This is a genomic window from Mycobacterium sp. 852013-51886_SCH5428379, assembly GCF_001665575.1.
Lineage (GTDB): Bacteria > Actinomycetota > Actinomycetes > Mycobacteriales > Mycobacteriaceae > Mycobacterium.
In genome coordinates, this window is the sequence record NZ_LZSU01000036.1 from 130,301 (window position 1) to 156,866 (window position 26,566).

The 26,566-nt window shown below is 69.0% G+C and carries 26 protein-coding genes; 13 read left to right on the top strand and 13 right to left on the bottom strand.

What is annotated here, in order from left to right; genetic code table 11:
- Positions 1-9: 9 nt before the first annotated feature.
- Positions 10-3,123: a hypothetical protein gene (locus tag A5757_RS15300; RefSeq protein WP_066835557.1), complete on the bottom strand. Its 3,114-nt coding sequence runs from the start codon at positions 3,121-3,123 to the stop codon at positions 10-12.
- Positions 3,124-3,287: 164 nt separating this feature from the next.
- Here A5757_RS15300 and A5757_RS15305 point away from each other — a divergent pair, with 164 nt between their 5' ends.
- Complete coding sequence (locus tag A5757_RS15305; protein ID WP_066835559.1) at positions 3,288-4,214, top strand: NAD(P)/FAD-dependent oxidoreductase; 927 nt, start codon at positions 3,288-3,290, stop codon at positions 4,212-4,214.
- Here the strand turns inward: A5757_RS15305 and A5757_RS15310 are convergent.
- Genes A5757_RS15310 through A5757_RS15320 form a run of 3 tightly spaced genes read right to left on the bottom strand, consistent with a single transcriptional unit; the run spans position 4,097 to position 6,612 of the window.
- On the bottom strand, positions 4,097-5,068 hold the full coding sequence (locus tag A5757_RS15310; protein ID WP_197497353.1) for an oxygenase MpaB family protein: 972 nt from the start codon (positions 5,066-5,068) through the stop codon (positions 4,097-4,099). The two genes, A5757_RS15305 and A5757_RS15310, sit on opposite strands and share 118 nt — an antisense overlap.
- Before the next feature lie 25 nt (positions 5,069-5,093).
- Entirely contained in the window at positions 5,094-5,816 is a 723-nt protein-coding gene (locus tag A5757_RS15315) for an esterase (RefSeq protein WP_066835561.1), read from the bottom strand.
- A gap of 49 nt (positions 5,817-5,865) precedes the next feature.
- Entirely contained in the window at positions 5,866-6,612 is a 747-nt protein-coding gene (locus A5757_RS15320) for a TIGR02206 family membrane protein (protein ID WP_066835892.1), read from the bottom strand.
- Between the two features lie 62 nt (positions 6,613-6,674).
- Between A5757_RS15320 and A5757_RS15325 the strand changes: the two genes are divergently transcribed.
- The 5 genes from A5757_RS15325 (at position 6,675) to A5757_RS15345 (ending at position 10,723) form a co-directional block, all read left to right on the top strand.
- Entirely contained in the window at positions 6,675-7,715 is a 1,041-nt protein-coding gene (locus tag A5757_RS15325; RefSeq protein WP_231984015.1) for a zinc-dependent alcohol dehydrogenase family protein, read from the top strand.
- 103 nt (positions 7,716-7,818) lie between these two features.
- Positions 7,819-9,342, top strand: a complete 1,524-nt coding sequence (locus A5757_RS15330) for a hypothetical protein (protein WP_066835895.1) — start codon at positions 7,819-7,821, stop codon at positions 9,340-9,342.
- Between the two features lie 138 nt (positions 9,343-9,480).
- Positions 9,481-10,074: a hypothetical protein gene (locus A5757_RS15335; protein WP_231984006.1), complete on the top strand. Its 594-nt coding sequence runs from the start codon at positions 9,481-9,483 to the stop codon at positions 10,072-10,074.
- On the top strand, positions 10,071-10,466 hold the full coding sequence (locus tag A5757_RS15340) for a hypothetical protein (RefSeq protein ID WP_066835565.1): 396 nt from the start codon (positions 10,071-10,073) through the stop codon (positions 10,464-10,466). Before A5757_RS15335 ends, A5757_RS15340 begins: the two co-directional genes overlap by 4 nt.
- A 20-nt stretch (positions 10,467-10,486) precedes the next feature.
- Positions 10,487-10,723 carry a hypothetical protein gene (locus A5757_RS15345; protein WP_156618429.1) on the top strand — a complete coding sequence of 79 codons (237 nt, stop codon included), beginning with the start codon at positions 10,487-10,489 and terminating at the stop codon, positions 10,721-10,723.
- A gap of 9 nt (positions 10,724-10,732) precedes the next feature.
- Here A5757_RS15345 and A5757_RS15350 read toward each other — a convergent pair whose 3' ends face one another.
- The 5 genes from A5757_RS15350 to A5757_RS15370 form a co-directional block, all read right to left on the bottom strand.
- On the bottom strand, positions 10,733-10,906 hold the full coding sequence (locus A5757_RS15350; protein ID WP_066835569.1) for a CsbD family protein: 174 nt from the start codon (positions 10,904-10,906) through the stop codon (positions 10,733-10,735).
- Positions 10,907-11,020: 114 nt separating this feature from the next.
- On the bottom strand, positions 11,021-12,262 hold the full coding sequence (locus tag A5757_RS15355) for a globin domain-containing protein (RefSeq protein WP_066835571.1): 1,242 nt from the start codon (positions 12,260-12,262) through the stop codon (positions 11,021-11,023).
- On the bottom strand, positions 12,259-12,708 hold the full coding sequence (locus A5757_RS15360) for an Rrf2 family transcriptional regulator (RefSeq protein WP_066835573.1): 450 nt from the start codon (positions 12,706-12,708) through the stop codon (positions 12,259-12,261). Before A5757_RS15360 ends, A5757_RS15355 begins: the two co-directional genes overlap by 4 nt.
- 96 nt (positions 12,709-12,804) lie before the next feature.
- Positions 12,805-13,662 (bottom strand): LLM class F420-dependent oxidoreductase, encoded by an 858-nt coding sequence (locus A5757_RS15365; protein ID WP_066835575.1) that lies wholly within the window; start codon positions 13,660-13,662, stop codon positions 12,805-12,807.
- Between the two features lie 19 nt (positions 13,663-13,681).
- Positions 13,682-14,023, bottom strand: coding sequence for a hypothetical protein (locus A5757_RS15370; protein WP_066835577.1), 342 nt, complete (start codon positions 14,021-14,023; stop codon positions 13,682-13,684).
- Between the two features lie 207 nt (positions 14,024-14,230).
- Between A5757_RS15370 and A5757_RS15375 the strand changes: the two genes are divergently transcribed.
- The 6 genes from A5757_RS15375 to A5757_RS15400 all read left to right on the top strand — a co-directional run bounded on the left by A5757_RS15375 (position 14,231) and on the right by A5757_RS15400 (position 21,120).
- Entirely contained in the window at positions 14,231-14,926 is a 696-nt protein-coding gene (locus A5757_RS15375; protein WP_066835579.1) for an LpqN/LpqT family lipoprotein, read from the top strand.
- A 36-nt stretch (positions 14,927-14,962) separates the two neighbouring features.
- Positions 14,963-16,171 (top strand): bifunctional 2-polyprenyl-6-hydroxyphenol methylase/3-demethylubiquinol 3-O-methyltransferase UbiG, encoded by a 1,209-nt coding sequence (locus tag A5757_RS15380; RefSeq protein WP_066835581.1) that lies wholly within the window; start codon positions 14,963-14,965, stop codon positions 16,169-16,171.
- Between the two features lie 26 nt (positions 16,172-16,197).
- Positions 16,198-17,529, top strand: coding sequence for a hypothetical protein (locus A5757_RS15385; RefSeq protein ID WP_231984007.1), 1,332 nt, complete (start codon positions 16,198-16,200; stop codon positions 17,527-17,529).
- 121 nt (positions 17,530-17,650) lie between these two features.
- Positions 17,651-18,745, top strand: a complete 1,095-nt coding sequence (locus tag A5757_RS15390; RefSeq protein WP_066835583.1) for an esterase family protein — start codon at positions 17,651-17,653, stop codon at positions 18,743-18,745.
- 13 nt (positions 18,746-18,758) lie between these two features.
- The gene (locus tag A5757_RS15395) at positions 18,759-19,628 is read left to right on the top strand and encodes a peptidoglycan-binding domain-containing protein (protein ID WP_066835585.1); all 870 of its coding nucleotides are present in this window, start codon (positions 18,759-18,761) and stop codon (positions 19,626-19,628) included.
- A 424-nt stretch (positions 19,629-20,052) separates the two neighbouring features.
- Positions 20,053-21,120, top strand: a complete 1,068-nt coding sequence (locus tag A5757_RS15400) for a YncE family protein (RefSeq protein WP_231984008.1) — start codon at positions 20,053-20,055, stop codon at positions 21,118-21,120.
- Between the two features lie 7 nt (positions 21,121-21,127).
- On the opposite strand, the gene A5757_RS15405 is transcribed toward A5757_RS15400, so the two are convergent.
- Positions 21,128-21,826 (bottom strand): response regulator, encoded by a 699-nt coding sequence (locus A5757_RS15405; protein WP_066835589.1) that lies wholly within the window; start codon positions 21,824-21,826, stop codon positions 21,128-21,130.
- Entirely contained in the window at positions 21,823-23,394 is a 1,572-nt protein-coding gene (locus A5757_RS15410; RefSeq protein WP_066835590.1) for a sensor histidine kinase, read from the bottom strand. The genes A5757_RS15405 and A5757_RS15410 overlap by 4 nt, the downstream gene beginning before the upstream one ends.
- 129 nt (positions 23,395-23,523) lie before the next feature.
- Here A5757_RS15410 and A5757_RS15415 point away from each other — a divergent pair, with 129 nt between their 5' ends.
- Positions 23,524-24,915, top strand: a complete 1,392-nt coding sequence (locus A5757_RS15415) for a cation:dicarboxylate symporter family transporter (RefSeq protein WP_066835591.1) — start codon at positions 23,524-23,526, stop codon at positions 24,913-24,915.
- A gap of 57 nt (positions 24,916-24,972) precedes the next feature.
- Here A5757_RS15415 and A5757_RS15420 read toward each other — a convergent pair whose 3' ends face one another.
- Positions 24,973-25,287 carry a hypothetical protein gene (locus tag A5757_RS15420; protein ID WP_066835592.1) on the bottom strand — a complete coding sequence of 105 codons (315 nt, stop codon included), beginning with the start codon at positions 25,285-25,287 and terminating at the stop codon, positions 24,973-24,975.
- 77 nt (positions 25,288-25,364) lie between these two features.
- Positions 25,365-26,555 carry a lipid-transfer protein gene (locus A5757_RS15425; RefSeq protein ID WP_066835593.1) on the bottom strand — a complete coding sequence of 397 codons (1,191 nt, stop codon included), beginning with the start codon at positions 26,553-26,555 and terminating at the stop codon, positions 25,365-25,367.
- Between the last annotated feature and the right edge of the window lie 11 nt (positions 26,556-26,566).

Genomic DNA, 26,566 nt, shown 5'->3' on the forward strand with positions numbered 1-26,566 from the left:
TGCAGCTGGCTAGTTCCCGAAGGTCCTGGTGGTGTTGTTCCACTGGACCCATGCACGCGAGAAGTAGCTGGAGTCGACCACACCGTTGGTGACCCGGTAGTAGCCGTCATAGACGGTGTAGATCTGGATGCCGGTCTGCTGGGTGCCGGCGCCGTTGCTGTTGCCGGTCCAACTGAAGGTGTGCTGGTTGCCGGCGTTGATGGTGACCGACCCCCGGCTGAGGGTGTACCAGGGGCTTCCCGTGCCGTTGTTGGACGTGTTCAGCGAGCCGCTGAGATTGTCTCCGTCAGGGTCGGTCGTGGTCGCCGTCGCAGTGCAGGTGCCGAATCCACACGCCGGATTGTTCGTGCTGATCGTCGGATTGGCGTTGATCGCGTAGATCGGGACCTTGACCACGGTGGTGGCGGTGCCGCCGAAGCCGTCGGAGACGGTGGCCGTGAACGCGTCCTCCCAGGCGGCCAAGGCGACGTTGTTGTAGGTGCTGCCGGCGGCGCCGATCCTGGCGACCGCATGGCGCTGCGCGGTCGTGAGGTTGCTGGTGTAGGTGAACGTGCCGTCGGGGGCGAAGGTGACGGTGGCGCCCCTCGCGGAGGTCGTATTGCTCCAGACGGGGGCATCACCGTCCGCGTCGAAGTACGTCAGCTTCCCGGTGCTGGTCTGAGTGGTGCCGTTCAGCGTGCCGACCGTCGGAGGTGTCGTCAACGTCAGGGTCGGATTGGTGGTGTCGGTCTTCGGTTTCACCGCCATGCGGAGGGTCACCGAACGACCGTTGGCGTCGGTGGCGATGACGGTCACCACGTCGTCGTTGTCCAACACACGACCCACATTGGAGGTGTACGTGAACGCCCCGGTAGTCGGGTTGAACGATGTGACAGTGCCCTTCGTCGTGCCTCCGACGAGTGTGTAGCTGGTGAACGCTCCCGGCTTGTTGGTCGAGGTCGGCACTGTCCCGGTGACCACGTAGGGCGTCGAGGTGTTGACGTTGGCCGGGTTGATCGAGGTGGTGTTCGGCACCGTGATGGTGACGATCGTGTTGCCGTGATGGCGGTCGTTGATCCGCACCTGGAAGGTCTGGTTGGCGCCGGCCGTCGCACTCGACACGTAGGTGAAGTCGCCGGTCGTCTCGTTGAGGGTGACGATGCCGCCGTTGGCGGCGCCGTTCTTGGTGTAGGCCGAGTTGCCGTTCAGGCCGTTGACCGACGAATCGACCAGGTAGAACCTCAAGGGGTCGCCGTCGGAATCGGTGGCGGTGATCCTGCCCTTCACCGTGCCCGCTGCGTCCGTGTTCTGGCCCGTGACACCGGTGTAGACCGGGGCGGCGTTCGTCCCGTTGATGATCTCGATGCCCACGCGGATGTCGTAGGGGACGCCGTTGGCGGAGTACGCCTTCACGGTCACCCAGTCGAACCGCTCTTCCGGGTCTTCCGAAGTGCTGCGGTGGAAGAAGGCAGCGTCTTGACGCTTGGGATCCCACAATGCCGGTGGCGTGTAGGTGAAACCGCCTCCCACGGTGTTGATGGTCACCAACGCATTGCCCTCGGTCGTATACGTCCGGCCGAGTGTGCCGTCGGCACGGAACACGATTGAGCCGCCGTCGGGATCGACCGCATGGAACGTGCCTGCCGCGTACATGCCCAAGCCGTTGGTGTAGTGCCAGCTGTCGTACGTCGTCCATGTGGTGAACGTCGTCAGGGCGGCCATCTCCTGGAACCGCTTGTACATGGCGACCAGGGCGATGTAGGTCACGATCGTGAACGGATTCACCTGGGCTTCGCTCCAGGTGGGCAGCGTGATGTTCCAGGCCCTTTCGGGTTCGTCGAACGCGCCGCCGTCGCCGATCCCGAGTACTGCCCCGGCCTGGGCGGCCACGACCTTGGCCTGGAGGCTGCCGAAGTCGCTGAGGTCGGAGACGGTGGCATTAGCCCCGGTGGTCGCCTTGATGACATGGATCGCCCACTGGGCCGGGTCGTAGATGCCGTTGAGCATGTCTTGGAGAACCGTGGCCGTGCCGACCACCGCAGCACCCATGATCTTGTACGGCGAGATGATGTCGAGCGTGCCCGCCCCGTCGGCGATCTTGAACGGTGGCACCACCCGGTTCAGGAAGTCGCCCATCGCGTTGAGTCCGTCGGTGAACGTCGAGTTCGGGATAGCCGGGATGAAGAAGGCCCCCACCATGGTGATGAGGTCCGGTAGCCACCGAGCGGGACTGCCGAAGGGCGCCGTCGCGACGATGTTGTCGAGCTGATTGTTGGCGGCGTCGAGGCTCTGATCGGTTTGGTAATTGGTGATGTCGACGAAATTGCGCGGCGGCCCCGGCCAGCCGTCCAGGCGCATCACCGCCCGGGCCACCACGTTCTGGAACAGCACCTCGTCCTCTGTGAGCGCGGCGGTGGCCGCGAAAGCGGCCGGTGCTGTCGTGTTGAGCGTCGACTGCGTCTCGAAAGCGGTGTCCATCATCTGGGCCGCAGCCGCCGAAGCGGTGTCCATCGTCTCGGCCGCTGTTTCGGCAGCGGTCTTCATCGATGTGGTCTTCGTCGACGTGGTCCCCGTCGGGGAGGTGGTCCTCATCGATGTGGTCTTCGTCGACGTCGTGGTGTCTTCGGCCGGAACCGCACGGCCGGCGCCCGTCGGCTGCGCGGACGGCGCGGATGCGACCGGTGACGGTGTGCCGGGGGCCGGCGCGTCGTCAGCCGGTTCGTCCTGCGGGGCTCGTTGCTTCAGCGTCCGTGAATTCTCGACGCGGGCGTCGTCCTCGGCGCGTGTCCTGGAGGCGGCCGTCGTGGCGCTCTGGTCGGAGCCCGCGGACCCGGACCGCGTGTTCGACGTCCGCGAGTTGTCCTCGGGAGTGCTGTCTGCGGTGCGTGTGCTGCGCGTGACGCCGCCGGCCTTGCCGCCGTCGTCGGAGCCCGCTGCGCCGGTGCTGGAGGACGGACCCGTCGACGGCGATGAGTCGTCGGTGCTGGCCGACGCAACACCCTGGCTACACGCGATCGCCGCGGCGAGGCCGCCGCCGACCACACCTGCGCGCAACCAGCGCGCGGCTTCCGTCGTCTGGAAGGTGGAGGGCTTGCGGTGGCGGCCTCGAGTACGACGAGGCTTCCGTGGGCTGGGGGCGGCCACTGTTGCTCCCTTGCTCTCGACTCCACCGAGCTGCTCGCGCAGCCCTGTCCACTCACCCGACGTGAGGCAGATCACGGACATTAACACGTGCGTTAATTGATACAGGCAATTCGCAGGTCCTCGTGTCAGCGGCCCGCGTGAACCTCTGGTCTAGCGTGGCCGGCATGACACTTCGGCGCGTGGCGGTCATCGGCGCCGGCATGTCCGGCGCGGCCTGTGCACAGGTGCTGCGGGAGCGCGGAATCGCTGTGGAAATGTTCGAGCGCGGCCGGGCACCCGGCGGCCGGATGGCCTCGCCGACCCTGCACGAGCGCCGCGTCGATTTGGGCGCCGCCTACTTCACCGTCAAAGATCAGGCCTTCGCCGCGGTGGTCGACGACTGGGTGAGCCGCCGCCTGGCGCACCCATGGACCGACACCTTCGACGTCGTGTCGCCCGACGGCCGGGAGGCCACGACCGGACCGGTGCGCTTCGCCACCCCGGGTGGACTGCGTTCTCTCATAACGGATCTGCTGCCCGGCGATGGCCGGTTCGCCACGCCGGTCGACTCGCTGGACGCCTTCAGTCACGACGCCGTAATCCTGGCCATGCCCGATCCGCAGGCCGCCCGTCTGGCGCCCGGGGCGTTCGACTGGGTCGACTACGAACCTGTCATCGCCGTCGCCGCAGGGTGGCCCGAACGATGCTGGCAGTTGCGCGACGCCGCGTTCGTCAACGACGACCCCGACGTCTCATTCGTCGCCGACGACGGCTCGCGGCGGGGCGATGACGCGCCGGTGCTCGTCGCCCACACCACCGCGTCCCGTGCCCGCCGGCATCTCGACCGTCCCGAGGACTCGGTGTCGCCGGTCCTGGCCGCCGTGCGCCGACTGCTCGGCGTGTCGGCGGAACCGGTGTGGACGCACGCCCACCGATGGACGTTCGCGAAGCCGGCCGGCACCCACGGTGACGCCGCGTTCGGACTCCTGACCGATCAGCGACCCGTGGGTGTCTGCGGCGACGCGTGGTGCCCGTCGGGCGCACCGCGCGTCGAATCGGCGTGGTTGTCGGGCCGGCGGCTCGGCGCCGCGGTCGCCGACGTGCTGTCCTGAGCGGCCGTCATCGCCCATCTGATCCCGCCGACCAGAATCCGGCCGGACAACCGCACCGCCGTCGCCTCGAGCGGCGGCAGGTAGGGCAGCCGCAACGGCAACCGCGCCCACGCGGGCAGCATCGCCACCGACGTTGCGGCCAGCACCCCGTACGGCGCGCGGGCCGGCAGTGGCAGCGGCGGCGTCAACAGCAGGAAACGCGCGGCGTCGCGCGCAGCGGCCGTTCCGCGCAGTTCAGGCCGGAACGCCTCGATCCGCTCCCGCAGTTCGGCTTCGGTGCGTGGCGGGTTCTCGACACCCAGAGCCGTTGCGACACGGGCGGTGTCGGCGACGTATCCGTCGCGGCCGCGCTGGTCGAGCGGACGTGCGCCGTAGAGCGAATGGGCCAGCAGGAAGCTGTCGATCTCGGCGATGTGCACCCACTCGAGCAGATGGGGGTCGGAGGCGTGGTACGGCGTACCGTCCGGACCGACACCGTGGACGCGGCGGTGGATGCCGCGCACCTTGTCCACGGCGCGCTGCGCGTCGGTCGCCGTGCCGAACGTCGTGACGGCGAGGAACGTGCTGGTGCGCTGCAGGCGTCCCCACGGGTCTCCGCGGTAGTCGGAGTGTTGGGCGACGCCGGCCATCGCGAGCGGATGCAGCGACTGCAGCAGCAGCGCGCGCAGTCCGCCGACGAACATGGACGCGTCGCCGTGCACGCGGCGGATCGGGCGGTCCTCGGCGAACCATCGCGGGCCCGGCGTTCCGTGGATTCGGGCCCGGTTGTCGGGTCCGTCGGGTCCGGCCACCATCCCGAACAGCGCGCGGCCCAGGCCGCCCCTGATCGCACCGAGTTCGCGCTGCAGCACCATGACTCGACGGTACGTGCCCGCGAGGTCAGAGGCCCGGTGTCAGCATGCCGGCGATCGCGCTGCGCGGTACGGTCACCGTCGCCGTCGTCCCGTAAGCGGGCACCAGGCCGTTGCGATCGATGAAGAAGACGACCGCGTCGTCGGTGATCGCGAAGCTCTGATAGTTCGCCGGGTCGAGGCCGAGCGCCGGATCGATCGTCACCGGCTGTCCGGCCTCGTCGCTCAGTTGCTTCTGGGCGATCGGCATGATCACCTCGAGCGGCTTGGTGCCCGGCCGGAACAGGCCGTCGAACGTGACCGGCGCCCGGGTGCCCATGTCGTAGGTGAAGGATTTGTACCAGGCCGCCGGATGCGCTGCGCCGCGCAGCATTTGATCGACCTCGATGACGACGGACTGCGTGCCGGTCGCCGCGTCGCCGGAGATGTACCGGGTGCCGGTGGCCGAGAAGTCCTCCGGGGGCAGGGGATTGTCGAGACCACCGAGCGGTCCGGAGTCGGCCTCGAAGTCGTCGACCGCCCGGGTCAGGTAGTCGACGACCGCCTGCTCCTGCGGGTAGTCCGCGGGGAACACCCCGTCGACGCTGTGTGACGGGCCGGCCCAGCCGAACTGGCAGTTGCCGGCGTCGTCGCGCGTCGCGCACAACCCGCGCGGATCGTGGAGCGGGGCGGCGGCGGCGACGCCGGGCAGGCCGACGGAGGCACCGCCGATGATCGCGGCGACGAGGGCGGTGCGGGCGGTGAACCTCATGGTGAGACCTCTCTGTCGTGACCTCCGCTCCAGGGCGGAGGTGTTGAGGTCAGCGTGCGGTCGAGGCCTTGGTGGATTCTTGTCGGCTCCTTGGCGTCCGTGCCCACGGCCACGTCATCAGCGCCCACGCGAGGATCACGACCGCGATCTCGATCAGCAGGTACGCCGGCCAGGGCCCCAGTAGATCGAGCACCGACGCGGTGGGCGGTTTGGCATTGAGGTAGCCGTAGTTCGTCCCGGCGATCGCGTTGAACGCCAGTGTGAAGGCCACCCAACCCAGGGTCACGACGACTGCGAACCGCCAGTCGTTCCACCCCGGGCGCCGTCCGCGGCCCCAGGTGAGATAGATCGCCGACCACACCACGAACACGTGCAGGACGAAGAACGTGAGGAACAGATGGCTCGGGAAGTCCGGCGCCCCTTCCTGCGGCGTACCGATGTCCGGGGTGAGCAACGCCTGCGAGCTCAACAGCAGCCCCCAGAAGTAGGTGAGGACGAACGCGCGGTGCCGGCCCGACCACAGGGCGTAGGCGGCCGTGAGTTCGGCGATGTCGCACAGCTGCAGGGGGATCGACGTACTGAGATCCGGCCGGATCAGTTTGTAGTACAGCGCCGTGGCGAACGCGGCGAGGATCAGGAGTGCGAAGACCCGACTCATTCGGCGGGCCTGCTCCTCGGTCTGCCGCCGGCCGCGCCACACCAGCAGTGCCGCACCGACGGCGAACACGGTGAGCACCACCAGATGTGACGGTCCGTAGGCGACGAACTCGCGGTGCGCTGCGAACACCTCGATCACCTCGACCACCTCCGTCCTGCCGGTCCATGATCCCAGCGCGGCACACTGATGTCGTGCGCGCCATGCTGTTCGACGAGTTCGGCGGACCACTGGAGATCCGGTCCGTCCCCGACCCGCGGCCCCCGGCCGATGGTGTGGTCGTCGCGGTGCACGCCACCGGTCTGTGCCGCAGCGACTGGCACGGGTGGGCGGGCCACGACGACGGCATCGCGGTGCCCCACGTTCCCGGCCACGAATTCGTCGGCGTCGTGGCCGCGGTCGGCGCCGATGTGACGCGATGGGCGGTGGGCGACCGCGTCACCACCCCGTTCGTCTGCGGATGCGGTGGGTGCGAATGGTGCGTCGCGGGCGAGGCGCAGGTCTGCCCCGATCAGACCCAGCCGGGGTTCACCCACTGGGGATCCTTCGCCGAGTTCGTGTCCCTGCACGCCGCCGATGCCAACCTCGTCGCGGTGCCCGCCACCGTCGACGACGCCGCCGCGGCGGGTCTGGGCTGCCGGTTCGCCACCGCCTACCGCGCTCTCACCGACCGCGCCCGCATTCGCCCCGGCGAGTGGCTGACCGTCGTCGGAGCCGGTGGCGTCGGGCTCAGCGCCGTCCAGATCGGTGCGGCGCTCGGCGCCAGGGTGATCGCCGTCGACCGCGAGCCCGCCGCACTGGCGCTGGCCGGACGGTTGGGCGCCGAGCACACCGTGACAGCCGACGGCAGCGGACGGGACGTGGCCGACCAGATTCACGAACTGACCGGCGGCGGCAGCCACGTCGCGGTGGACGCCGTCGGGGCGCCGGCCACCTGCGCCGAGGCCATCCACAGCCTGCGACGCCAGGGACGGCACCTCCAGGTCGGCCTGCTGCCGAATGTCGCCGGGCATCCGCGGGTGCCGATGGATCGGGTGATCGCCTGGGAGCTGGACATCTTGGGCAGCCACGGGATGGCCAGCGCCGATTATCCCGGGATGCTCGCGCTGATCGAGGCCGGCGTGCTGCGGCCGCAGGAACTCGTGGAACGCATCGTCGGGCTCAGCGAGGGTGCCGGCCTTTTGGCGACGCTGGCGGACGCCCCGCTCTCCGGCGTCACCCTGATCGATCCGCGGCGAATGTGAGTTCCGGTAAGCCAACTTATGAACAGTTGCCGGAAAGTGTCTTCCGGAACACGCTGATGCCCTAGCTTGAGGCCGACCAGCGAATCGGACCTTGGGAGATGTGGTGGCGCAACTGTCGGCGTGGATGGGTGCGGGCGTGCTCGCGGCGGGTGTCTCGGCGGCCCTGATCGCAGGGGCGGACACCGCGAGCGCGGACACCGGATCTGACACTTCGAGTTCCGGGGTCAGCTCCAAGTCGTCACGTGCTGAGTCGTCGGATGCCAAGTCATCCGACTCTTCGGAGCGCACCGCGGGGATCACCCGGGGCGGCTCCGAACCGGCGCGGACGACTTCGGGCACCCGGAGCGCGGAAACCCGGGCCGAGGCCGAGGAAGCCCCGTCGGCGGGGGTGGAGCGCGCCGCGCGCGCCCAGGCCCGAACCGCGCAGCGGGAGAACGACGGGGAATCCGCTTCCGCGACAACGACGTTGTCGGCGCGGCAGGTGCCGCTCGCAGACGCCGCCCAGCCCGCGACATCGACCGCGCGGCCGCAGCCCCTCCTCGACGCGGTCCAATCCCTGGTGTTCGACGTCATCGGCGTCGCCGTCACCGCGGTCGCGGGTCCGCCGATCGCGGCGCCCGGCACCGACGTCACCGTGCGCAGTTCCACCCTGGAGATCACCACTGGCCGCACCGTGCCGGCCGACTGGTATTACCCGGCCGGTGACGAGGTCCCGCAGCGGCTCATCTACCTGCAGCACGGCTTCCTCGGCGTCGGCGCGATGTACAGCTTCACCGCGTCCTACCTCGCCGACAGCACCCGCAGCGTCGTGGTCGTGCCCACCCTGTCGTCGAATCGCTACCGGCAGGACGGGTTCTGGCTGGGCGACGATCAGGTGTACCAGGCCACCGCGAACCTCCTGCTGGGCGACCGCGACGCGTTGACCGCCAGCGCGGTCGCCGCGGGCTTCGCCGAGAAGTACGGCGCCGAGGCCGCGCTCCCGGAGCAGTTCATGATCGTCGGTCATTCCCTCGGCGCGGGCGTGGCCGCCGGTGCGGCGGGCTACTACGCAGAGGCCATCCGCGCGAGCGGGGCCCGCAACCAACTGGCCGGACTGGTGCTGCTCGACGGCGCACCGCCGGCCAACGTCCTCCCCGACGGGCTGGACAAACTGGAACTGCTGGACACCTACATCCCCGTCTTCGAACTCGGTGCACCCAAACAGGCGCGCCGGGTCGACGCCGCGTTGGTCGAGCACCGGCCGGGCTACTTCAACGGTGTGATCCTCGACGGCGGGCAGCACCTCGACGCCATGCAGGGTGGGACGCCGGCCATCCAGTTCATCTCGTACCTGTACCAGGGCTTCCCGACCGAACAGAACAAAGCGGCTGCCCAGACCATCATCGCCGGATGGGCGAATGACATCTTCGCGGGACGGATCAATCCGGAGACCGGGCGGTGCGACGGTGCAGCCTGCGCCGGCGTCTACGGCCTGCCGGGGGAGGCGTTCGAGCTCGACACGTCGGCGGGACCGGCCAGCGGGGTGGCGATCGGACTACCCGTCATCGCGACGCCGAGGTTCCAACCGGCCGCGGCCGATGCCGTCACGCCGCCCACCGCAGCCCGAATGGTGCGGCTCCAGGGCTGATCCCCGGCGCGCCAGACCGGCGATCCGGCAGCACCGGAGGATGATACGGATGTGACTGCTGATGCATCTGTGATCAACGAGTCTCCTGCTGCCGAGCCGGCTGAGCCGGTCGCTACTGCTCCGCGCCAGACGCGGTCGGTGCCGAAGCCGCCGATCACCCGTAAGCACGTCGACGACGCGGGTCGCATCGCGGTCGCCGCGATCGCCGGTTCCGCGCGGGCGATTGCCGCGTCGGCCCGCGGCGGCGGACGCGCGGTGGCGCAGCTCCGCGGCACGATCCGCGCGGTCCCGCCGACGATGCGGGCCCTGTCCTTCTTCGGCGTCGCGGCCATGCTCGGCATCGTCGGCTCGATCGGCCTGACCGGTACCGCAGCGCTGATCTGCTCGGTGGTGGTGATCCCGGTGTGCTGCATCGCCGTCGGCGTCCTCGGGCACCGGTGGTACAGCGGACCCGGCCCCGACCGGACGCAGACGCAGCGGCCGAGCACACTTGCGCCCGAGGCCGACCTGTCGCAGTCGGTCGCCTACATCGACAAGAAGCTGACGTTGGCACTCAACACCTTCGGGTCCGAGCGTCATCAGCAGGGCGTGATCGCGCTCTTCCAGGCCAAAACCGCCGCCGAACTCGCCCTCGGCACCGACGGCACCGCCGACATCAGCGTCGCCGAGCCGGAGGACTACCGCATCCGGCCGCGCATCCAGCCGGGGAGCGCGTCCCTGGCCGCGTCATGACCGGCCGGACACTCGCCGGTCAGGTCGCCCTCATCGAGGACGACTACACGTTGATCATCAACAGAGGCGGCGAGGCGGGAGTGGTGCCCGGCATGGTATTCGCCGTGTATTCCGTTGCCGCACAAGTAGTCACGGATCCGGAATCGGGGCGCGAACTGGGCCGGATCAACCGGGAGAAACTCCGGGTCCGGGTGTTCGACGTGCAGCCCCTGTTCTCCCGCGCGCACACGTTCGTCCGAACCGACGACTTCCACGGGCTGCTCGGGCTGTCGTTCGGCACGGAACCGTACGACGGCACCGTAGGCGACGTCGTCACCGTGGATGTGGGCGACGCCGTCGAACTGGTGAGCGCCGAAACCCGAACGCTTCTCGCCGGCTGGCCGGACCGCTGAGCGGCTCCGTCCTCCGCTGGGTGGCGGCAGTGCTCCTCGCCGGCGTGGGGGTGGTCGCCGGTTGGTTGGCGGTGACAGGGATCCTCGCCCTGCCGTTGATCGAAGCGGTTCTCTTCGCGCTCGGCGGTCTGCTGGCGCTGTTGCTGCTGTGGGGCGTGGTGCGGTCCCGAGCGTTCCTGGTGCGCGCACTGTTGATCGGCGGACTGGTCGGTACCGCCGGATCACTCCTCCTCGTGCTCCTGCTGGTGGTCCCCTGAGCGGCGCGCCTACTTCTTGAAGGCGTCCTTGACCTTTTCGCCGGCGTCCTTCAGGTTCGACTTCGCCTGATCACCCTTGCCTTCGTTCTCGGTGCTCTTGTCGCCTGTGAGCTTCCCGAGGCCCTCTTTCGCCTTGCCCCCGAGCTCTTCGATCTTGTTGTTCGCCTTGTCGGTTCCGCTCACGATGACTCCTCACGACTTCTCGGTCGGCCCTCGCGGCCGCCGGAAGCTGGATACCGCACGCCGTCCATCCGCAAACTGTGGATCTCCTGACGGCGCGCGGCACCGATGCTCGAGCTATCCCATCAGCCAGTCGTTCGGGCTGAACAACTCGCAGTGCACCCGGTCTGCCGGCACACCCCGCGCGCTCAGCTGGTCGCGCACCGCCCGCACGAATCCGTCGTTGCCACAGAGGTAGACGTCGGCGTCGTCGGGCAGCAGCGCCTGGTCGAGCGCGACCCGGCCGGGGTGCACCCCCGCGCGGTCACCGGTCAAGCCGTCCTCGTACCAGGTGTCGAGCGTCGCGTTCGGCAGGGCTGCGACCAGTTCCTGCTGACGCTCCCGCAGGGCATGGTCACGGTCCCCGCGGTCGGCGTGCAGCACCCGCACCTCGGCATCGGGTCGCTCGGCGGCCAGATGCTCGAGGATTCCGATCATCGGCGTGATGCCGATGCCGGCCGAGATCAGCACCACCGGGCGGCCATCCGCATTCGGTGCCGGCAGATCGCCGAACGGCAGGGTGACGTCGAGCAGGTCACCGACCCGTACGTTCTCCCGGATCCAGGTGGACACTTCGCCGGCAGGCGCGTCCCCGACGGCGGCGACGGGTTTGACGGCGAACGTCAACAATTCCGCACCCGGCGGGTTGACCAGGCTGTACTGCCGCAGCTGCCGGGCGCCGTCGGGTAGCGTTACGCCGACCGAGACATACTGCGCGGGAACGGAATCGACGGCGTCGACGCCGTCGAGCCGCACGGACAGCAGGACCACACCCGACGGATCGTCGGTCCTGGCCGCCACCCTGGCGCGCCGGAAGACGTCGCCCTCGGCCACCCCCGCGCTCGCGTAGAGCTCACGTTCGAGGGCGATCAAGGTATCGGCCATGATCCAGAACACCCGGTCCCACGCGGCCGCGACCGGCGCGGTCACGGTCTCCGCGCCGAGCACCGCGACGATCGCCGCGAAGAGGTTGTCGTGGACGATCGGATACTGGTCGGCGGTGATGCCCAGCGACGCGTGCTTGTGCCCGATCCGGGACAACAACTCCGAGGGATGCGGCAGCGCCGGATCGACCAGGTGGGTGGCGAACGTCGCGATCGACGCGGCCAGCGCCCGCTGTTGCGCCCCCTGGGCCTGGTTGCCGCGGTTGAACAGATTGCGGAGCAGCTCCGGATGGCTGCCGAACATCGTCTCGTAGAACGCCGTGGTGATCTCGTCGATGTGCGCGCCCACCAGGGGCAGCGTGGCCTTGATGACCTCGGCGTGTTCAGGCTCGAGTTCGTCGCGGACCGCGGGCGGGCCTTGCTCGATGAGGGTCACAGTGGATTCCTTTCTCCGGTGAGCTGCAGGATCACGGGCAGGCTTGGGCTGCCCGCGAGGTCGGTGACGGTGTGCCGGTCCAGTTCGCGGTAGAAGGCCTCCTTGGCCTCCGCGAGCGCCCGGCGGAGTCGGCATGCGGCGATCAGTGGGCACGGGTCGTCGCCGCCGCATTCGATGACCTCTCGGTCACCCTCGAGCCGGCGAACCAGCCAGCCGACGGATGCGGTGCGGCCGGCGTCGGTCAACTCGAGTCCGCCGACGCGGCCGCGGCGCGCATTGACCATCCCGAGTTCCACCAGCCGCGAGACCGCCTTGGCGATGTGGTGCTCGGACGCACCGGCCCCCGCGGCGATGGTGCGGGTGGTGATGCGGCGGTCGGTGGACTCGCCGGAGGCGAGCAGCATCATCGCCCGGAGTCCCAGGTCGGTGAACCGCGTCAGTTGCATGTCTTCGACGGTATGTAAACAAGTACCGCTGATGCGACTTTTACGGCTGTGGGGTCAAACACCCCGTGACGTGCGGTTTTTTGACCTGCGGTGATGTCAGGAGCCGGCGGCCAGGCGCGTCAGCACGGCCAGATGATCGTCGACCGTCGACAGTCCGGCGCCCATTGTGTTGACCGAAACGTGGGACGCGCCGGCCTGGGCCCAGGCGTCGATCTCGCGGCGCACGGCGTCGTCGTCGCCGGACCACTTCACCTGGCCCTCCATGCCGATCTCGGCCGGATCGCGACCGGCCGCGGCGGCGCCCTCGGCGACCAGGGCCAGCGCGTGGTCGAGTTTCCGGCCGGGCCGCGTCATCGGGAACCAGCCGTCGGCGATCCGGCCGGCGCGTCGGAATCCCGGCGCCGAGGCGGTGCCGAGCCAGACCGGAATCGGCCGCTGGATCGGCAGCGGAGCCAGCCCTGCTCCGGTCACCCGGTGGAACTTTCCGGCGAAGGACACGGTCTGTTCGGTCCACAGCCGGCGCAGCAGCGCGATCTGCTCCTCGGAGCGCTTACCGCGATCGGTGAAATTCTCGCCGAGCGCTTCGTACTCGACGGGGTTCCAACCGACCCCGACGCCCAGGCGCAGCCGACCATCGCTGAGCAGGTCGACCTCGGCGGCCTGTTTGGCGACCAGGGTGCTTTGCCGTTGCGGCAGGATGATGACTCCGGTGACGAGCTCGACGGTCCGGGTGACGGCGGCCAGATAACCGAACATCACGAACGGCTCGTGGAATGTGGTGTGCACGTCGTAGGGGCCGGCCCAGCCGGTGTGCACCGCCGGATCCGCCCCGACGACGTGGTCGTAAGCCAGGATGTGCCGATAGCCGAGCGCCTCGACGGCTTCGCCGTAGGCGCGGACCGCGCCGGCATCACCGCCGAGATCGGTCTGGGGAAACACCACGCCAATGCGCATCCTGGCTCCTGTCCGGGTATCACGACGCGCAGTTCAGCGCCACCGTGATGGTGCGTTTGAACACCACCGGGACGAGTCTGCTGTCGTCGTCATCGCGGCCCTGCACCAGGGTCAGCCGCCGCTGCTCGACCGGGTCGCCGATGTCGGTGACGATGCATTCGCTCAACGGTGCGCTGCCCACGCGGGTGACCCGCACGTCGAACCCGGTGGCCTCGAGCTGGTCGATCGTCGCGGCGGCGCCCTGGGCGTTTGCCGGAGTCGCGGCCACCAGCGCGCACGTGCCGACTGCAGCGGCCCCCGCCAGCACGAGCATCACGCCGCCACACAGCGACAGAGCTGATTTTGATGCGGTGTTCTCCATGTCAGTTCCCTTCTCGGTGAGCCACTCCGGAGGAGTTGCTGTTGATTCCTGACACCGATCATGTCGATGGGGCGGACCGCGCACTTGGAGGTTGCGTGGAGATCGCGTGGAGATCCGCGCGCGGGGACTACCGTGAGGGGAATCGACGGTCGTCGGGGTACCGGTTACCTATGCTGTGGCGCGGGACATCGTCCGGAGGGGGAGTGGATGGCACCGAGAAGGAGTTGGGGCGCAGCGCTGGCCGCGCTGATGACCGTCGTGGCCGTCAGCGCCTGCGGTTCTGAGCCGGCCGACGAGCAGTCGATGTCGTCGGATGCGTCCACGACCTTGCCGCCGGTGGTCACCCAGACGGCGGTGCCTCCGTCACAACAGGTGGCGCAGACCTACACGATCCAGGACTTCATCCGGGACAACGGCTTGACCGAGACCGCGATGCACCCGGGTGACCCCGGTGCGCCGACGGTCAACATGCCGTTGCCCCCCGGGTGGGTGGGTGCGGGCCCCGACACGCCCCAATGGGCTTGGAGCGCAATGTATCTCAACGATCCAGCGCTGCTTGCCGATCCGCCCAACATCATCACGATCATCTCGAAACTCACCGGACCCGGAGATCTGACACGGGCCCTGCTGTACGCACCGGGGGAGCTGAAGGCCAAGCGAGAATACCGCGGCGCCAACGGCACCCCGCTGCGCGTCAGCGGCTTTGACGGTGTGCAGATGGAGGGCACCTTTCTCCGCGAGCAGGACAACGTCCGCCGCGCCATCCAGCAGACCACGGTGCTGTTCCCGGCACCGGACGGCGTGTTCGTGATGCAGATGAACGCCGACGGCTCCGAGGCGCAGATTCCGGCCCTCGAAGAGGCGATGCGGCTGGTCAACACCCAGACCGTCATCACCCCCTGACCCACAACGACAAGCACTTAAGGAGCTCGCCCCGACATGACCGCTGATCCACGTGCCGACATCGTCGCCCACCAGTACGAGCAGTACCGGTACCCGGAGCCGATCCAGGATCTGGAGACGTGGACCGAGACGAGCTGGCAGTGGTTCGATCCGAGCCACGCGCACCGGGTGCTCTGGCCCGACCAGGAATACAAGCACGACGTCGACATCCTCATCGCCGGCTGTGGCACCAACCAGGCGGCGGTCTTCGCCTACAACAACCGCGACGCCAAGGTGCTCGCCGTCGACGTGAGCCAGCCGTCGCTGGACCACCAGCAGTACCTCAAGGACAAGCACGGCCTGTCGAATCTGGAACTGCGCCTACTGCCCATCGAGGAGTTGCCGTCGCTGGGACAGCAGTTCGATCTGGTGGTGTCCACCGGCGTGCTGCACCACATGGCCGATCCGCTCCAGGGCATGCGGGCGCTGGCCGAGTGCGTGCGCCCCGACGGCGCGATCGGCATCATGCTGTACGCCAAGTACGGCCGCCTGGGCGTGGAGATCATGCAGTCGGTGTGCCGCGACCTGGATCTCGGCCAGAACGAGCCGTCGGTGCGCAAGGTGCGCCAGGCGCTCGACCTGCTGCCGGCCGACCACCCCGTGCGCAGCTACATGCGCATCGCTCCGGACCTGAAGTACGACGCCGGTCTGGTCGACACGTTCCTGCACGGGCGCGACCGCAACTACACCGTCGATGACTGCCTGGCGCTGGTGGCCGATGCCGGTCTGGTGTTCCAGGACTGGTTCCTGCGCACGCCGTACTACATGCATGAGATGCACTCGCCGGACAATGAGATGACCCAGGCGGTGCACGCGCTGCCGCGCGAGAAGCACTGGTCGGTGATGGAGCGCCTGCAGACCGCCAACGGCTGCCACTTCTTCATCGCGTGCCGGCCGGAACGGCCGAAGAGCAGCTACACGATCGACTTCTCGAAGCTGGAGTCGCTCGATTACGTGCCGAGCTGGCGGATCGGGGCCGGAACGGCCGGTGACGAGGTCTTCACGAACAGTGCCCGGTTCAAGGTGACGCCGGTGCAGGCGGCCATTGCCCGAAATGTGGACGGCGAGTCGACGATCCGACAGATCGCCGCCGCCGCGGTCAAGGGTTCGGCGATGCACGAGGCGGAGAAGAAGGCGGAGAAGACGGCACGCAAACTATTCGAGGCGCTGTGGCGCCTCGACGGCGTGGCGGTGGCCCTGCCCTGAGCGACGCTGCCCTGAGCCGCCACCTCGTGGACAACACGCTGGCCTATATCGATCAGGCGTCGTTTCTGGGGCTGCGCGCCCTCGGCCGGGGTCCGTCGATCCAGTTCACCTGGTTCTACGACCGCCCGGTCGACATCGACGCGTTGCGCCGGTTCCAGCGCAACCTCGGCCACGGGCTGCTCGGCAGGCTGATCGAACGGTCGCCACTGCCGTTCGGCCGCCACCGGTGGGTGGCGTCGCGCGGTCCCGCCGATCTGGACATCGCCGCGGCGGACCGCACCCGCGAAGAGGTGTGGGCCTGGCTCGACGAGCGGGCCGGGCGGCCGGTGGACCCGGAGTCGGGCCCAGCCTGGCACCTGGGGGTGCAGCCGCTGAGCGACGGCGGCGCGGCGGTCACCCTCGTCGTCTCCCACACCACCGGGGACGCCCTGGCGATCTGTACGGCGATCATCGCCGCGGTCAACGATCTGCAGAACGACCTCGGCTACCCGCCGCCGGCATCGCGCAGCCGCCGGTCGGCCCGGGCCGAGGACGCCCGGCGGGTGGTCCGTGCGATACCCGACATCGTCAGGGCGGTCGGCGCGACGGTCCGCGTGGCGCGCAGTTCCCGGGACGACCTGTCGGCATCGATGGCGTCACCCCGGCCCGCCGTCACGGGCGCGGAGGACCGCGCCGTGGTGGTGCCGTCGGTGCTGTGCGTGGCCGACGTCGAGCGATGGGACGAGCGCGCCGCCGCGCTCGGGGGGACGAGCAACACCCTGTACGGGGCATTCGCCGCCCGGATCGGGCTGCTGATGGGCCGGCACGACGCGGACGACCGGGTGACGCTGTCGTTCCCGGTCAGCGAACGGGTCCCCGGCGACACCCGGGGTAACGCGCTGACCGAGGCCCGGGTGCGGGCAGATCCGCAGCGGGTGACGACCGACCTCACCGGGCTGCGGGCCGATCTGAAACGGGAACTGGTGGCGCTGCGCGAGCAGCCCAATCCGTTGCTGGCGCCGCTGCCGCTGACGCCGCTGACCCCGCGGTTCCTGGTGCGCAGACTCGAGGGGATGGTCACCGAGCGGGGCGCGCCGATCGGCTGCTCCAACATCGGCGACCTCGACGCCGCGGTGAGCCGGCCAGACGGCGCCGCAGCGTCCGCAGTGACGTACCGCATCGTCGAACCCGGCATCACCTCCACGATCCTCGACCGCTCCGGCGGGTTGCTCTTCCTCGGCGGATGCCGTGTCGGCGGACGGCTCACGGCGTCGGTGTCGGCGTGGCAGCCCGGCGGCCCGAACACCAAGGACTGGTTGCACTCGGTGGTGGTGCGGGCGCTGGCCGACATGGGCATCGTCGCGACCGTCGAACTCTGAGGCCACAGTCTCCGCAAGGTCTCATAACGACGCGGTCAAGGGCGGCGCTGCGCGCGCGGGCCGGCGTCGCGCCGCTGTTAGCGTCCCGACGTCTACTGACTTGGGATGGGGTGGATCAGCGGTGACGCAACGATTCGGTGGCTGGAGCTGGACGCGTGCGGTCGGGGCGCTCGTGCTCGCGGCGCTCACGACCGCACTGATGGTGGTCGACCACGCGCCGACCGCCTCGGCGTACTCGCGTGAGGGGCTGCCCGTCGAGGTGCTCGAGGTGCCGTCCCCGTCGATGGGACGCAACATCCGCGTGCAATTCCAGAACGGCGGACCGCATTCGGTCTACCTGCTCGACGGGCTGCGGGCCCAGGAGGACGTCAACGGCTGGGACATCAACACCGCGGCCTTCGAGTGGTTCCACGACTCCGGCATCTCGGTGGTGATGCCCGTCGGCGGCCAGTCGAGCTTCTACGCCGACTGGTATCAGCCGGCCAAGAACTCGGGCGGCGAGGTGACCTACAAATGGGAGACCTTCCTGACCAAGGAGCTGCCCGGCTGGCTGGCCGCCAACCGTGGACAGATGCCGACCGGCAACGCGGTGGTCGGGGTGTCGATGTCGGGCAGCGCGGCGCTCAACCTGGCCACCTGGTACCCGCAACAGTTCATCTTCGCGAGCTCACTGTCCGGCTACCTCAACCCGTCCGGCGGGCTGTGGCCGACACTGATCGGCTTCGCGATGCGCGACGCCGGCGGCTTCAACCCCACCAATATGTGGGGCCCGACCAGCGACGTCGCCTGGACGCGCAACGACCCCACCGTCAACGTCAGCAGGCTCGTGGCCAACGGAACGGCGCTGTGGATCTACTGCGGCGGCGGCGCGATGTCCGATCTGGACACCAGCCACGACTTCGGCGGCAACTTCAGCGCGCAGTACCTCGAGAACATCACCGTCTCCTCGAACAAGGACTTCCAGCAGAAGTATCTGGCGGCCGGTGGTCGCAACGCGGTGTTCAACTTCCCGCCCAAGGGGACCCACAGCTGGGCGTACTGGGGATCGCAGCTGCAGGCGATGAAGGGCGACATGCTGCGGGTGCTCATGCCGCCGCCGCCACCTCCGCCGCCGCCGGCCCTGCCGCCGGGCGTCCCGGTCGCCCCGCCCGCACCGGGCCTGCCTGTCCCGGCGGCGCTGCCCGCGGCGCTGCCCGCCGCACTGCCCGCGCGCTGAGGCGCCCTCCCCGGTGGCGGCGACGCGGCCGTGGGCCGGCGATCCCGTGTGGCTCGCCGACGTCCTGCGCGACGAGGGGCTGGCGCCGGTCGAGTATCCGGGGTGGCGCGGCCGCGGTCACGGCGACTTCCGGGACATCCGCGGGGTGATGGTCCACCACACCGGCTCCGACCGGGCCACGGCGACGTCGATCGCCGTCGGCAGACCCGACCTGCCCGGCCCCCTGTCGCAGCTGCACATCGCCAGGGACGGGACGGTGACCGTCGTCGCGGCCGGGGTGGCCTGGCACGCCGGCGTCGGCAGGTATCCATGGCTGCCGACCAACATGGGCAACTGGCACACCATCGGCATCGAATGCGCCAACAGCGGAACCAGCCCCACCGCCGCGCACCGGCAGAACTGGCCCGACGCCCAATACGTCGCGCTGGTGCGGTCGTGCGCGGCGATCAACCGGCGGCTCGGCCACGGCGCCGACCGGACCATCGGCCACAAGGAGTACGCGGGCCGGGCGCAGGGCAAATGGGATCCGGGCGCGATCGACATGGACATTCTGCGCACCGACGTGCAGGCGCGCATCGGCATCGGCACGGTCGCCGATCCGCCCCTCGCGCCGCGACCCCGCGTGCCGGTCGGCCGGTACGCCGACGTCCTGCTGTTCCGGGGAGCCGAGGGTCCGCAGGTCGCCGAACTGCAGCGGCGACTCAAATTCGCCTACGCCGAATACGCGGGCCACCTCGACCTCGACGGCCGCTTCGGCCCCCAGACCGAGGCCGCGGTCCGCGAGTTCCAACGGCGCACCGCGGGCCTTGAGGTGGACGGCGTCGTCGGCCCGGCGACCGCCGAGGCGCTCCGGCTGCGGTTGGTGCCCAGCGAAGCCGGGTGACACGGTCGCTTCGGTCCTGCGCGCTTTGCCGCGCGCCGACTGCGCTGAACGGATAGCGCCACCGAGAATTTGCTGACGGTTATTGTGATCTGCGGCTCAATGTCACCGGATAAAGGTAAGAATCCGAGGGATTCGAGACCGGGCGGTTTGATCATGAGCTCTTCGCTGGCCAGTGAAAACACCTCGTCAACACGGCCCTATGGCTTGCTGCAATTCGGTCACAATTCGATAACGAAGAATTTCCTAAGCGGGCTCTGAGAATCTGCGCTCCGCAGAGTCCCGGCCGCCCAAAACGTGGGATCGGTAGGGGATTTCGCGTCGCTACACTCGGTGGGGATCGCGCCACCTGAGGTGCGAATACGACTCACATCGAGAGCCAGGCGCCCATGACGCCGGCGGAGGTCCCAACACCATGGCAAATATCTTGACCCGTACTTTCTCGCGCCTGAAAACCACCGAGCAGGCCCCGGCGCCCACCGGTGTGCACGCCGTCGACCCCGAGGTCACCATTTCCAGCGTCGCGGCACTGCCTCGCGGACCCGTCGGCGACGTCGCCGTCGACGGACTGTCCGGCGTGGTCGTGACGGCCAACTCCGGCAACAAGTCGATCTCGGTGCTCGACGCCGACACGCTGGCGGTCCGCGGTGTCGTCAAGGTCGACGGCGACCCGGTGCTGGTCACCGTCGCCGACGACCGCGCGTACGTCGCGGTCACGTCCCACGACTACGACGCCGTGGTGGTGGTCAACACCAACAACGGCGAGATCGTGCACACCTACCCGCTGGCGTTCAGCGCCACCGCGCTGATCGCCAGCGCCGACGGCAAGCGTGTGTTCGTCGGCCGCACCGGCGAGGAGAGCGTGGACGTCGCGGTCATCGACACCACCGCCGAACGCGTCGGCGTCTTCGGCGTCCCCTACCGTCCGGGAACCAGCATCGACGCCCTGGCCATCGATCACGGCGGAGACCATCTCTACGTCGCCGTCACCGGGCTGGCAGGCAGCGCACTGCTCACCGTCGAGACCTCCACCGGTCGCTCCGTGCGACGGCTGCGCCTGCCCTCGCCGATCCGCGATCTGGCGCTGGGCCGAGAGGGACTGGCCTACGTGCTGCGGTCGGACCGCCGCGTCGGCGGCGCGATCGACGTCATCGATCTCGCGGCCAACGCCGTTACCTTCTCGGCGGCCGTCGGCGGCGCACCCACCCAGCTGGCGATGAGCCCCGACGGCACCCGCGCCTACGTGGTCGACTACGACCGCGTCGCGGTGTTCGACACGTTGAGCACAGAGATCGTCGACGAGATCAGCGGCCCGGGACAGCCGTCCGCTGTCGCCGTGCGCGGTGACGGCCGTCGGGTGTACGTCGCCGACTACGACGGCGCCATCACCGCGCTGCAGGTCCCGGTCACCGCGACGCCGATGACGTACTCGCACTTCGTCGCCACCGACCCGATCATCGGCCGCCAGGTGCGCGAGCTGGAGCCCGCGGTCTGATCAGCGCTCACTCCGGCCGGCGCCACTGATAGCGCGTCTTCGGCCGGCCCGCCCCGCCGTAGTCGGTCAGCCGGGTCACGGTGCCGTCGTCGGCGAGGCGTTCGAGATAGCGCCACGCCGTCACCCGGGACACCCCGACGAGCCGGGCCGCCGCGTCGGCGGTCAGGCCTTCGGGCGTATCCCGCACCGCCCGGGCGATCCCGTCGTTGGTGGCCGGCGCAGCGCCCTTCGGGGCGGCCGCGCGGTCGGTGCCCACCCGCAGTTCGGCCAGCGCCCGGTCCACCTCGGCCTGGCTGGCCGCGTCCGTGCCGGACGGCAGCGCCTCGCGGTAGCGGCGGTAACGCTCGAGCCGGTCCCGGAACGCGGCGAAGGTGAACGGTTTGAGTAGATACGCCAACGCGCCGTGCGACACTGCCGCCCGCACCATCTCCAGATCGCGCTCCGAGGTGATCGCGATGATGTCCGGAGCCGGCCGCAGCCCAGACAGCGCTGAGGCCAAAGCGATTCCGTTGGTATCGGGGAGTCCGATGTCGAGCAGCACCAGATCGACCGGGCGGTCGGAGGCCGTCGCCTCGGATGCGGCGCGCATCGCGTCGCGGGCGGTGTGCACCACCGCGGCCGCGGTGAAGCCGGGCAGCCGGGACAGATACGTCCGGTGCGCCTCCGCGATCAGCGGCTCGTCCTCGACGATCAGCACGGTGATCACTGCGCCACCTCCGGCACGGTCACGGTGATGACCGACCCGTAGGTGCGTTCGGCGGTGATCGTGCCGTGGTGACGCCGCACCACCTGGGCGATCAGGGCGAGGCCGAGCCCCTGGTGGGCCGTCGCGCCGCCGTGGTTCTTCGTCGAGTACCCGCGCTCCATGGCCTTCTCGAACGTCACCGGGTCCATCCCCGGACCGCTGTCGGCCACACGGATCACCAGACAGTCCGTCTCCAGGGCGACGGTCACCTCGACCCACGGGTCGTCGCGGTCGCACGCGTCCATGGCGTTGTCGACGAGGTTGCCCAGCACCGTCACCAATTCCTGCGCCGACAGTGCGTCGGTGTGCGACGGCAGCCGGGTGTCCTCGGTGACGGTCAGCGCGATGCCCCGCTCGGCGGCCTGGGCCGTCTTGCCCAGCAGCAGCGCCACCAGCGCCGGTTCGGCCACCGCGCCCGACAGCCGGTCGACGAGTCGCTGCGAGAGCTCCAGATCATGCGTCGCGAACCGGACGGCCTCGTCGGGACGGCCCATCTCGACCATCGTCACCACCGTGTGCAGCTTGTTGGCCGATTCGTGCGCCTGGGCCCGCAGCGAGTCGGTCAGCACCTTGAGCGACGTGAGTTCGCCCAGCGCACTTTGTAATTCGGTGCGGTCTCGGATGGTCACCACCTCCGAATTCGAGCCCGCGACCCGTGACCGGTTGACCACCAACACCCGGTCCTCGGTGACATGCACCTCGTCGCGAACGCCCGGATCGGCAGACCGCAGGAACTCAGGTAGATCGGCGGCGCCGACGGGGCCGGGCGGCAGGGCGAGCAGGCGGCGGGCCTCGTCGTTGACCAACGGCACCCGATCGCGGTCGAGCACGATCAGCCCCTCGGACACCGAGTGCAGGATCGCGTCGTGATGTTCGTACATCACCTGCAACTCGTCGGGCCGCAGCCCGTGGGTCTGCCGGAGCAGGCGCCGGCCGATCAGCCATATGCCCAGCGCCGAAATCGCCAGGGCGGCAACGATAACCACCGCGATGGTGGGCAGCTGCGCGCGCCAGCGCTGCGCGAGCGTCTGCTGGGTGATGCCTGCCGACACCAGCCCGACGATGCGCCCGGATACGTCGCGCACCGGCGCCACGGCGCGGATGGACGGACCTAGGGTGCCGGTGTAGACCTCGCTGAACGTCTCACCCCGCAGCGCCGGGGCGGTGGTGCCGAGATAGCGGCCGCCGATCTGGGCGGGGTCGGTGTGGGTGAAGCGAATCCCGTTGGGCGCCATGATCGTGATGAACGCAATCCCCGTTTGCCCGCGCACGGCCTCGGTGACCGGTTGCAGGGCGTCGGTGGCCCGACCGGAGACGATGGCCTGTGCGGTGGACGGCGAATCGGCGAGCGCGGTCGCGATGCCGATCACCTGCTGACGGGCCGCGTCGTCACCGTCGCGCCGGGCGTCGAGGATCGCGAGCACGCTGCCCGCGGCCACGATCACGACGATCACTGCGATCTGCAACATGATCGCCTGGGTCGCGAGTGGCCACGGCCGGCGAGTCGACGGGCTGCGATCGGGTCCCATGGGCAATCAGGCGCTCCTGGCGTCCATGCTGATCCTTCCCACTGAACGAAATGCACTAAAGCGTGACCTGGCTCACGTCCTCGCCGAACCTACTTGCAGACCACATTCGATGTCGACCGGAGGATTCCCGTGACCGTCACCCTCGACCGCCCCGACGTGCCCGACCCACCCGCGCGTCCGCGGCGCGACCGCACCCACTGGCTCTACATCGCCGTCATCGTGGCGGTCGTCGCGGGTGTGGCGGTCGGCATCCTCGCCCCCGAGGTCGGTAAGAGCGTCGGCGTGCTCGGCACCATGTTCGTCGACCTGATCAAGATGATGATCGCGCCGGTGATCTTCTGCACGATCGTGTTGGGCATCGGGTCGGTGCGCAAAGCCGCCACCGTCGGCAAGGTCGGCGGGCTGGCCTTCGTGTACTTCCTGGCGATGTCGACCTTCGCGTTGGCCATCGGACTGCTCGTCGGCAACATCCTGCACCCGGGCACCGGCATGAACCTGTCGGAGAGCGCCACGGGCAAGGGCGCCGAACTGGCCGAGAAAGCTCATGAGGCAGGCGGTCTCATGGACTTCGTGCAGGGCATCATCCCGGACACGATGCTCTCCTCGCTGACCGCCGGCAGCGTCCTGCAGGCGCTGTTCGTGGCGCTGCTCGTCGGGTTCGCACTGCAGGCCATGGGGCGCAGCGGTGAGCCGATCCTGCGGGGGATCGAACACCTGCAGAAGCTGGTGTTCAAGGTGCTCGTCATGATCCTGTGGCTGGCGCCCATCGGCGCGTTCGGCGCCATCGCCAACGTCGTCGGCCAGACCGGCTGGGCTGCGGTCACCCAACTGCTCGCCCTGATGCTCGGCTTCTATCTCACCTGCGTGGTCTTCGTCTTCGGAATTCTCGGCACCCTGATGCGGGTCGTCGCCGGTGTCTCGATCTTCAAACTGGTGCGCTACCTGGCCCGCGAGTACCTGCTCATCGTGTCCACCTCGTCGTCGGAGTCCGCGCTGCCCCGACTCATCGCCAAGATGGAACACCTCGGCGTGGACCGCAGCACCGTCGGCGTGGTGGTGCCGACGGGCTACTCGTTCAACCTCGACGGCACCGCCATCTATCTGACGATGGCATCGCTGTTCATCGCCGGCGCCCTCGGCGACCCGCTGTCGCTGACCGAACAGATCGGGCTGCTGGTGTTCATGATCGTCGCCTCCAAGGGTGCGGCCGGGGTGACCGGAGCGGGGCTGGCCACCCTGGCGGCCGGCCTGCAGAGCCACCGCCCGGATCTGCTCGACGGGGTCGGGCTGATCGTCGGCATCGACCGGTTCATGTCCGAAGCCCGTGCGCTGACCAACTTCTCGGGCAACGCCGTGGCGACCATCCTGGTCGGATCCTGGACTCGGACCATCGACAAGGAGCGGGTGGACGCGGTGCTGCGCGGCGATGATCCGTTCGACGAGCTGACCATGGTCGACGACCACACCCCGGATTCGCGCTCCGAGGCGCCGGCGCAGGCGAAAGTTCCTGCCCCAGCGTAGGTGCGCGCAGCGGGACGGCCCGGCCGAGGAGAGCGGCCGGGTCGTTTCCGTGTCAGATCAGCTGCAGTTGACCGTCACCGACACCGACCGTGCGATGACCGGGAAGGTGAACTGGTTGAACTCTTCGGGCAGTCCCAACCGGTACATCGGCGACCATTGGTTGACGCCCTGCGAGTTGCGCACGTTGGTCACGACGCATTCACTCAGCGGCGCGCTACCGACGCGATCGATGTTGACGCTGTAGCCCTCGTTGCGCAGTTGGTTGATGACGTCCTGCGCCGATCGCTGATCGGCCGACGCCAACCCGGCCGGAGCGGCCAGCGCTGCCCCGAGTCCGCCGACCGCAGCGGCGATCTTCATACCCACGCCCATGACCGACCTCCATGCTCCGTTTGCGATTCTCCTCCTTGATCAGCGCAAACGGAAGAGGATTACTTCCCGGGCCGGTCTCAGCGCTGCGCGCGCTGGTACGCCGTGACAACCGCGGCGCCGCCCAACCCGATGTTGTGCTGCAGGGCGGCGGTGACGTTGTCGACCTGCCGCTTGTCGGCGGTGCCGCGCAGCTGCCACGTCAGCTCCGCGCACTGCGCCAGACCGGTCGCCCCGAGGGGATGGCCCTTGGAGATCAGACCGCCCGACGGATTGACCACCCAGCGACCGCCGTAGGTGGTCTGCTCGTCGTCGATCAGCTTGGGCGCCTCGCCCTCGCCGCACAGGCCCAGCGCCTCGTAGAGCAGCAACTCGTTGGCCGAAAAGCAGTCGTGCAGCTCGATCACCTGGAAGTCCTCCGGACCCAGTCCCGACTGCGTGTAGACCTGTTGCGCCGCTTGCACATTCATGTCGTAGCCGATGAGGTTGCGGGCGCTGCCGTCGAAGGTGCTCTCGAAATCGGTGGTCATCGCCTGACCGACGATCTCGACGGCCTGTTCGACCAGACCGTGGCGGTCGACGAACTCCTCACTGGCCAGGATCGCCGCACCCGAACCGTCGGAGGTGGGGGAACACTGCAGCTTGGTCAGCGGATCGGAGATCATCCGGGCGCCCAGGATGTCGTCGAGGGTGTACTCCTCCTGGAACTGCGCGTACGGGTTGTTCACCGAATGCTTGTGGTTCTTGTGGCCGATCTTGGCGAAATGTTCGGCGGTGGTGCCGTACTTCTTCATGTGCTCGCGACCCGCCGCGCCGAACATCCACGGCGCCACGGGGAACTGCATCTCGTCGATCTCGTTGAGCGCCAAGATGTGTCGCTTCATCGGGGATTCGCGGTCATCGGCCCCGCCGCCCAGCGAACCCGGCTGCATCTTCTCGAAACCCAGCGCGATGGTGCAGTCGGCCAACCCGCCGCGGATCGTCTGGGCGGCCAGGAACAACGCCGTCGACCCCGTCGAACAGTTGTTGTTGACGTTGACCACCGGGATACCCGTCATCCCGAGTTCGTAGAGCGCCCGGTTGCCCGACGTCGAGTCCCCGGTGCAGTAGCCGACGAAGCCCTGCTGCACCTCCGAGTAGTCGATGCCGGCGTCTTCGAGCGCCTTGGTGCCGGACTCCTTGGCCATCTGGGGGTAATCCCACCCCTCGCGGCGACCGGGCTTCTCGAACTTGGTCATCCCGACCCCGACGACGAATACCTTCTTCGGCATGGCTTGATCCC

Excerpts from the sequence above, each read along its gene's own strand:
- A5757_RS15315 (WP_066835561.1), bottom strand. The coding sequence starts at position 5,816 with ATGAGGTTCACCGCCCGCACCGCCCTCGTCGCCGCGATCATCGGCGGT.
- A5757_RS15375 (WP_066835579.1), top strand. The coding sequence starts at position 14,231 with ATGGCACCGAGAAGGAGTTGGGGCGCAGCGCTGGCCGCGCTGATGACC.
- A5757_RS15365 (WP_066835575.1), bottom strand. The coding sequence starts at position 13,662 with ATGCGCATTGGCGTGGTGTTTCCCCAGACCGATCTCGGCGGTGATGCC.
- A5757_RS15340 (WP_066835565.1), top strand. The coding sequence starts at position 10,071 with ATGACCGGCCGGACACTCGCCGGTCAGGTCGCCCTCATCGAGGACGAC.
- A5757_RS15310 (WP_197497353.1), bottom strand. The coding sequence starts at position 5,068 with ATGGTGCTGCAGCGCGAACTCGGTGCGATCAGGGGCGGCCTGGGCCGC.
- A5757_RS15370 (WP_066835577.1), bottom strand. The coding sequence starts at position 14,023 with ATGGAGAACACCGCATCAAAATCAGCTCTGTCGCTGTGTGGCGGCGTG.
- A5757_RS15410 (WP_066835590.1), bottom strand. The coding sequence starts at position 23,394 with ATGGGACCCGATCGCAGCCCGTCGACTCGCCGGCCGTGGCCACTCGCG.
- A5757_RS15360 (WP_066835573.1), bottom strand. The coding sequence starts at position 12,708 with ATGCAACTGACGCGGTTCACCGACCTGGGACTCCGGGCGATGATGCTG.
- A5757_RS15425 (WP_066835593.1), bottom strand. The coding sequence starts at position 26,555 with ATGCCGAAGAAGGTATTCGTCGTCGGGGTCGGGATGACCAAGTTCGAG.
- A5757_RS15305 (WP_066835559.1), top strand. The coding sequence starts at position 3,288 with ATGACACTTCGGCGCGTGGCGGTCATCGGCGCCGGCATGTCCGGCGCG.
- A5757_RS15380 (WP_066835581.1), top strand. The coding sequence starts at position 14,963 with ATGACCGCTGATCCACGTGCCGACATCGTCGCCCACCAGTACGAGCAG.
- A5757_RS15325 (WP_231984015.1), top strand. The coding sequence starts at position 6,675 with ATGCTGTTCGACGAGTTCGGCGGACCACTGGAGATCCGGTCCGTCCCC.
- A5757_RS15420 (WP_066835592.1), bottom strand. The coding sequence starts at position 25,287 with ATGGGCGTGGGTATGAAGATCGCCGCTGCGGTCGGCGGACTCGGGGCA.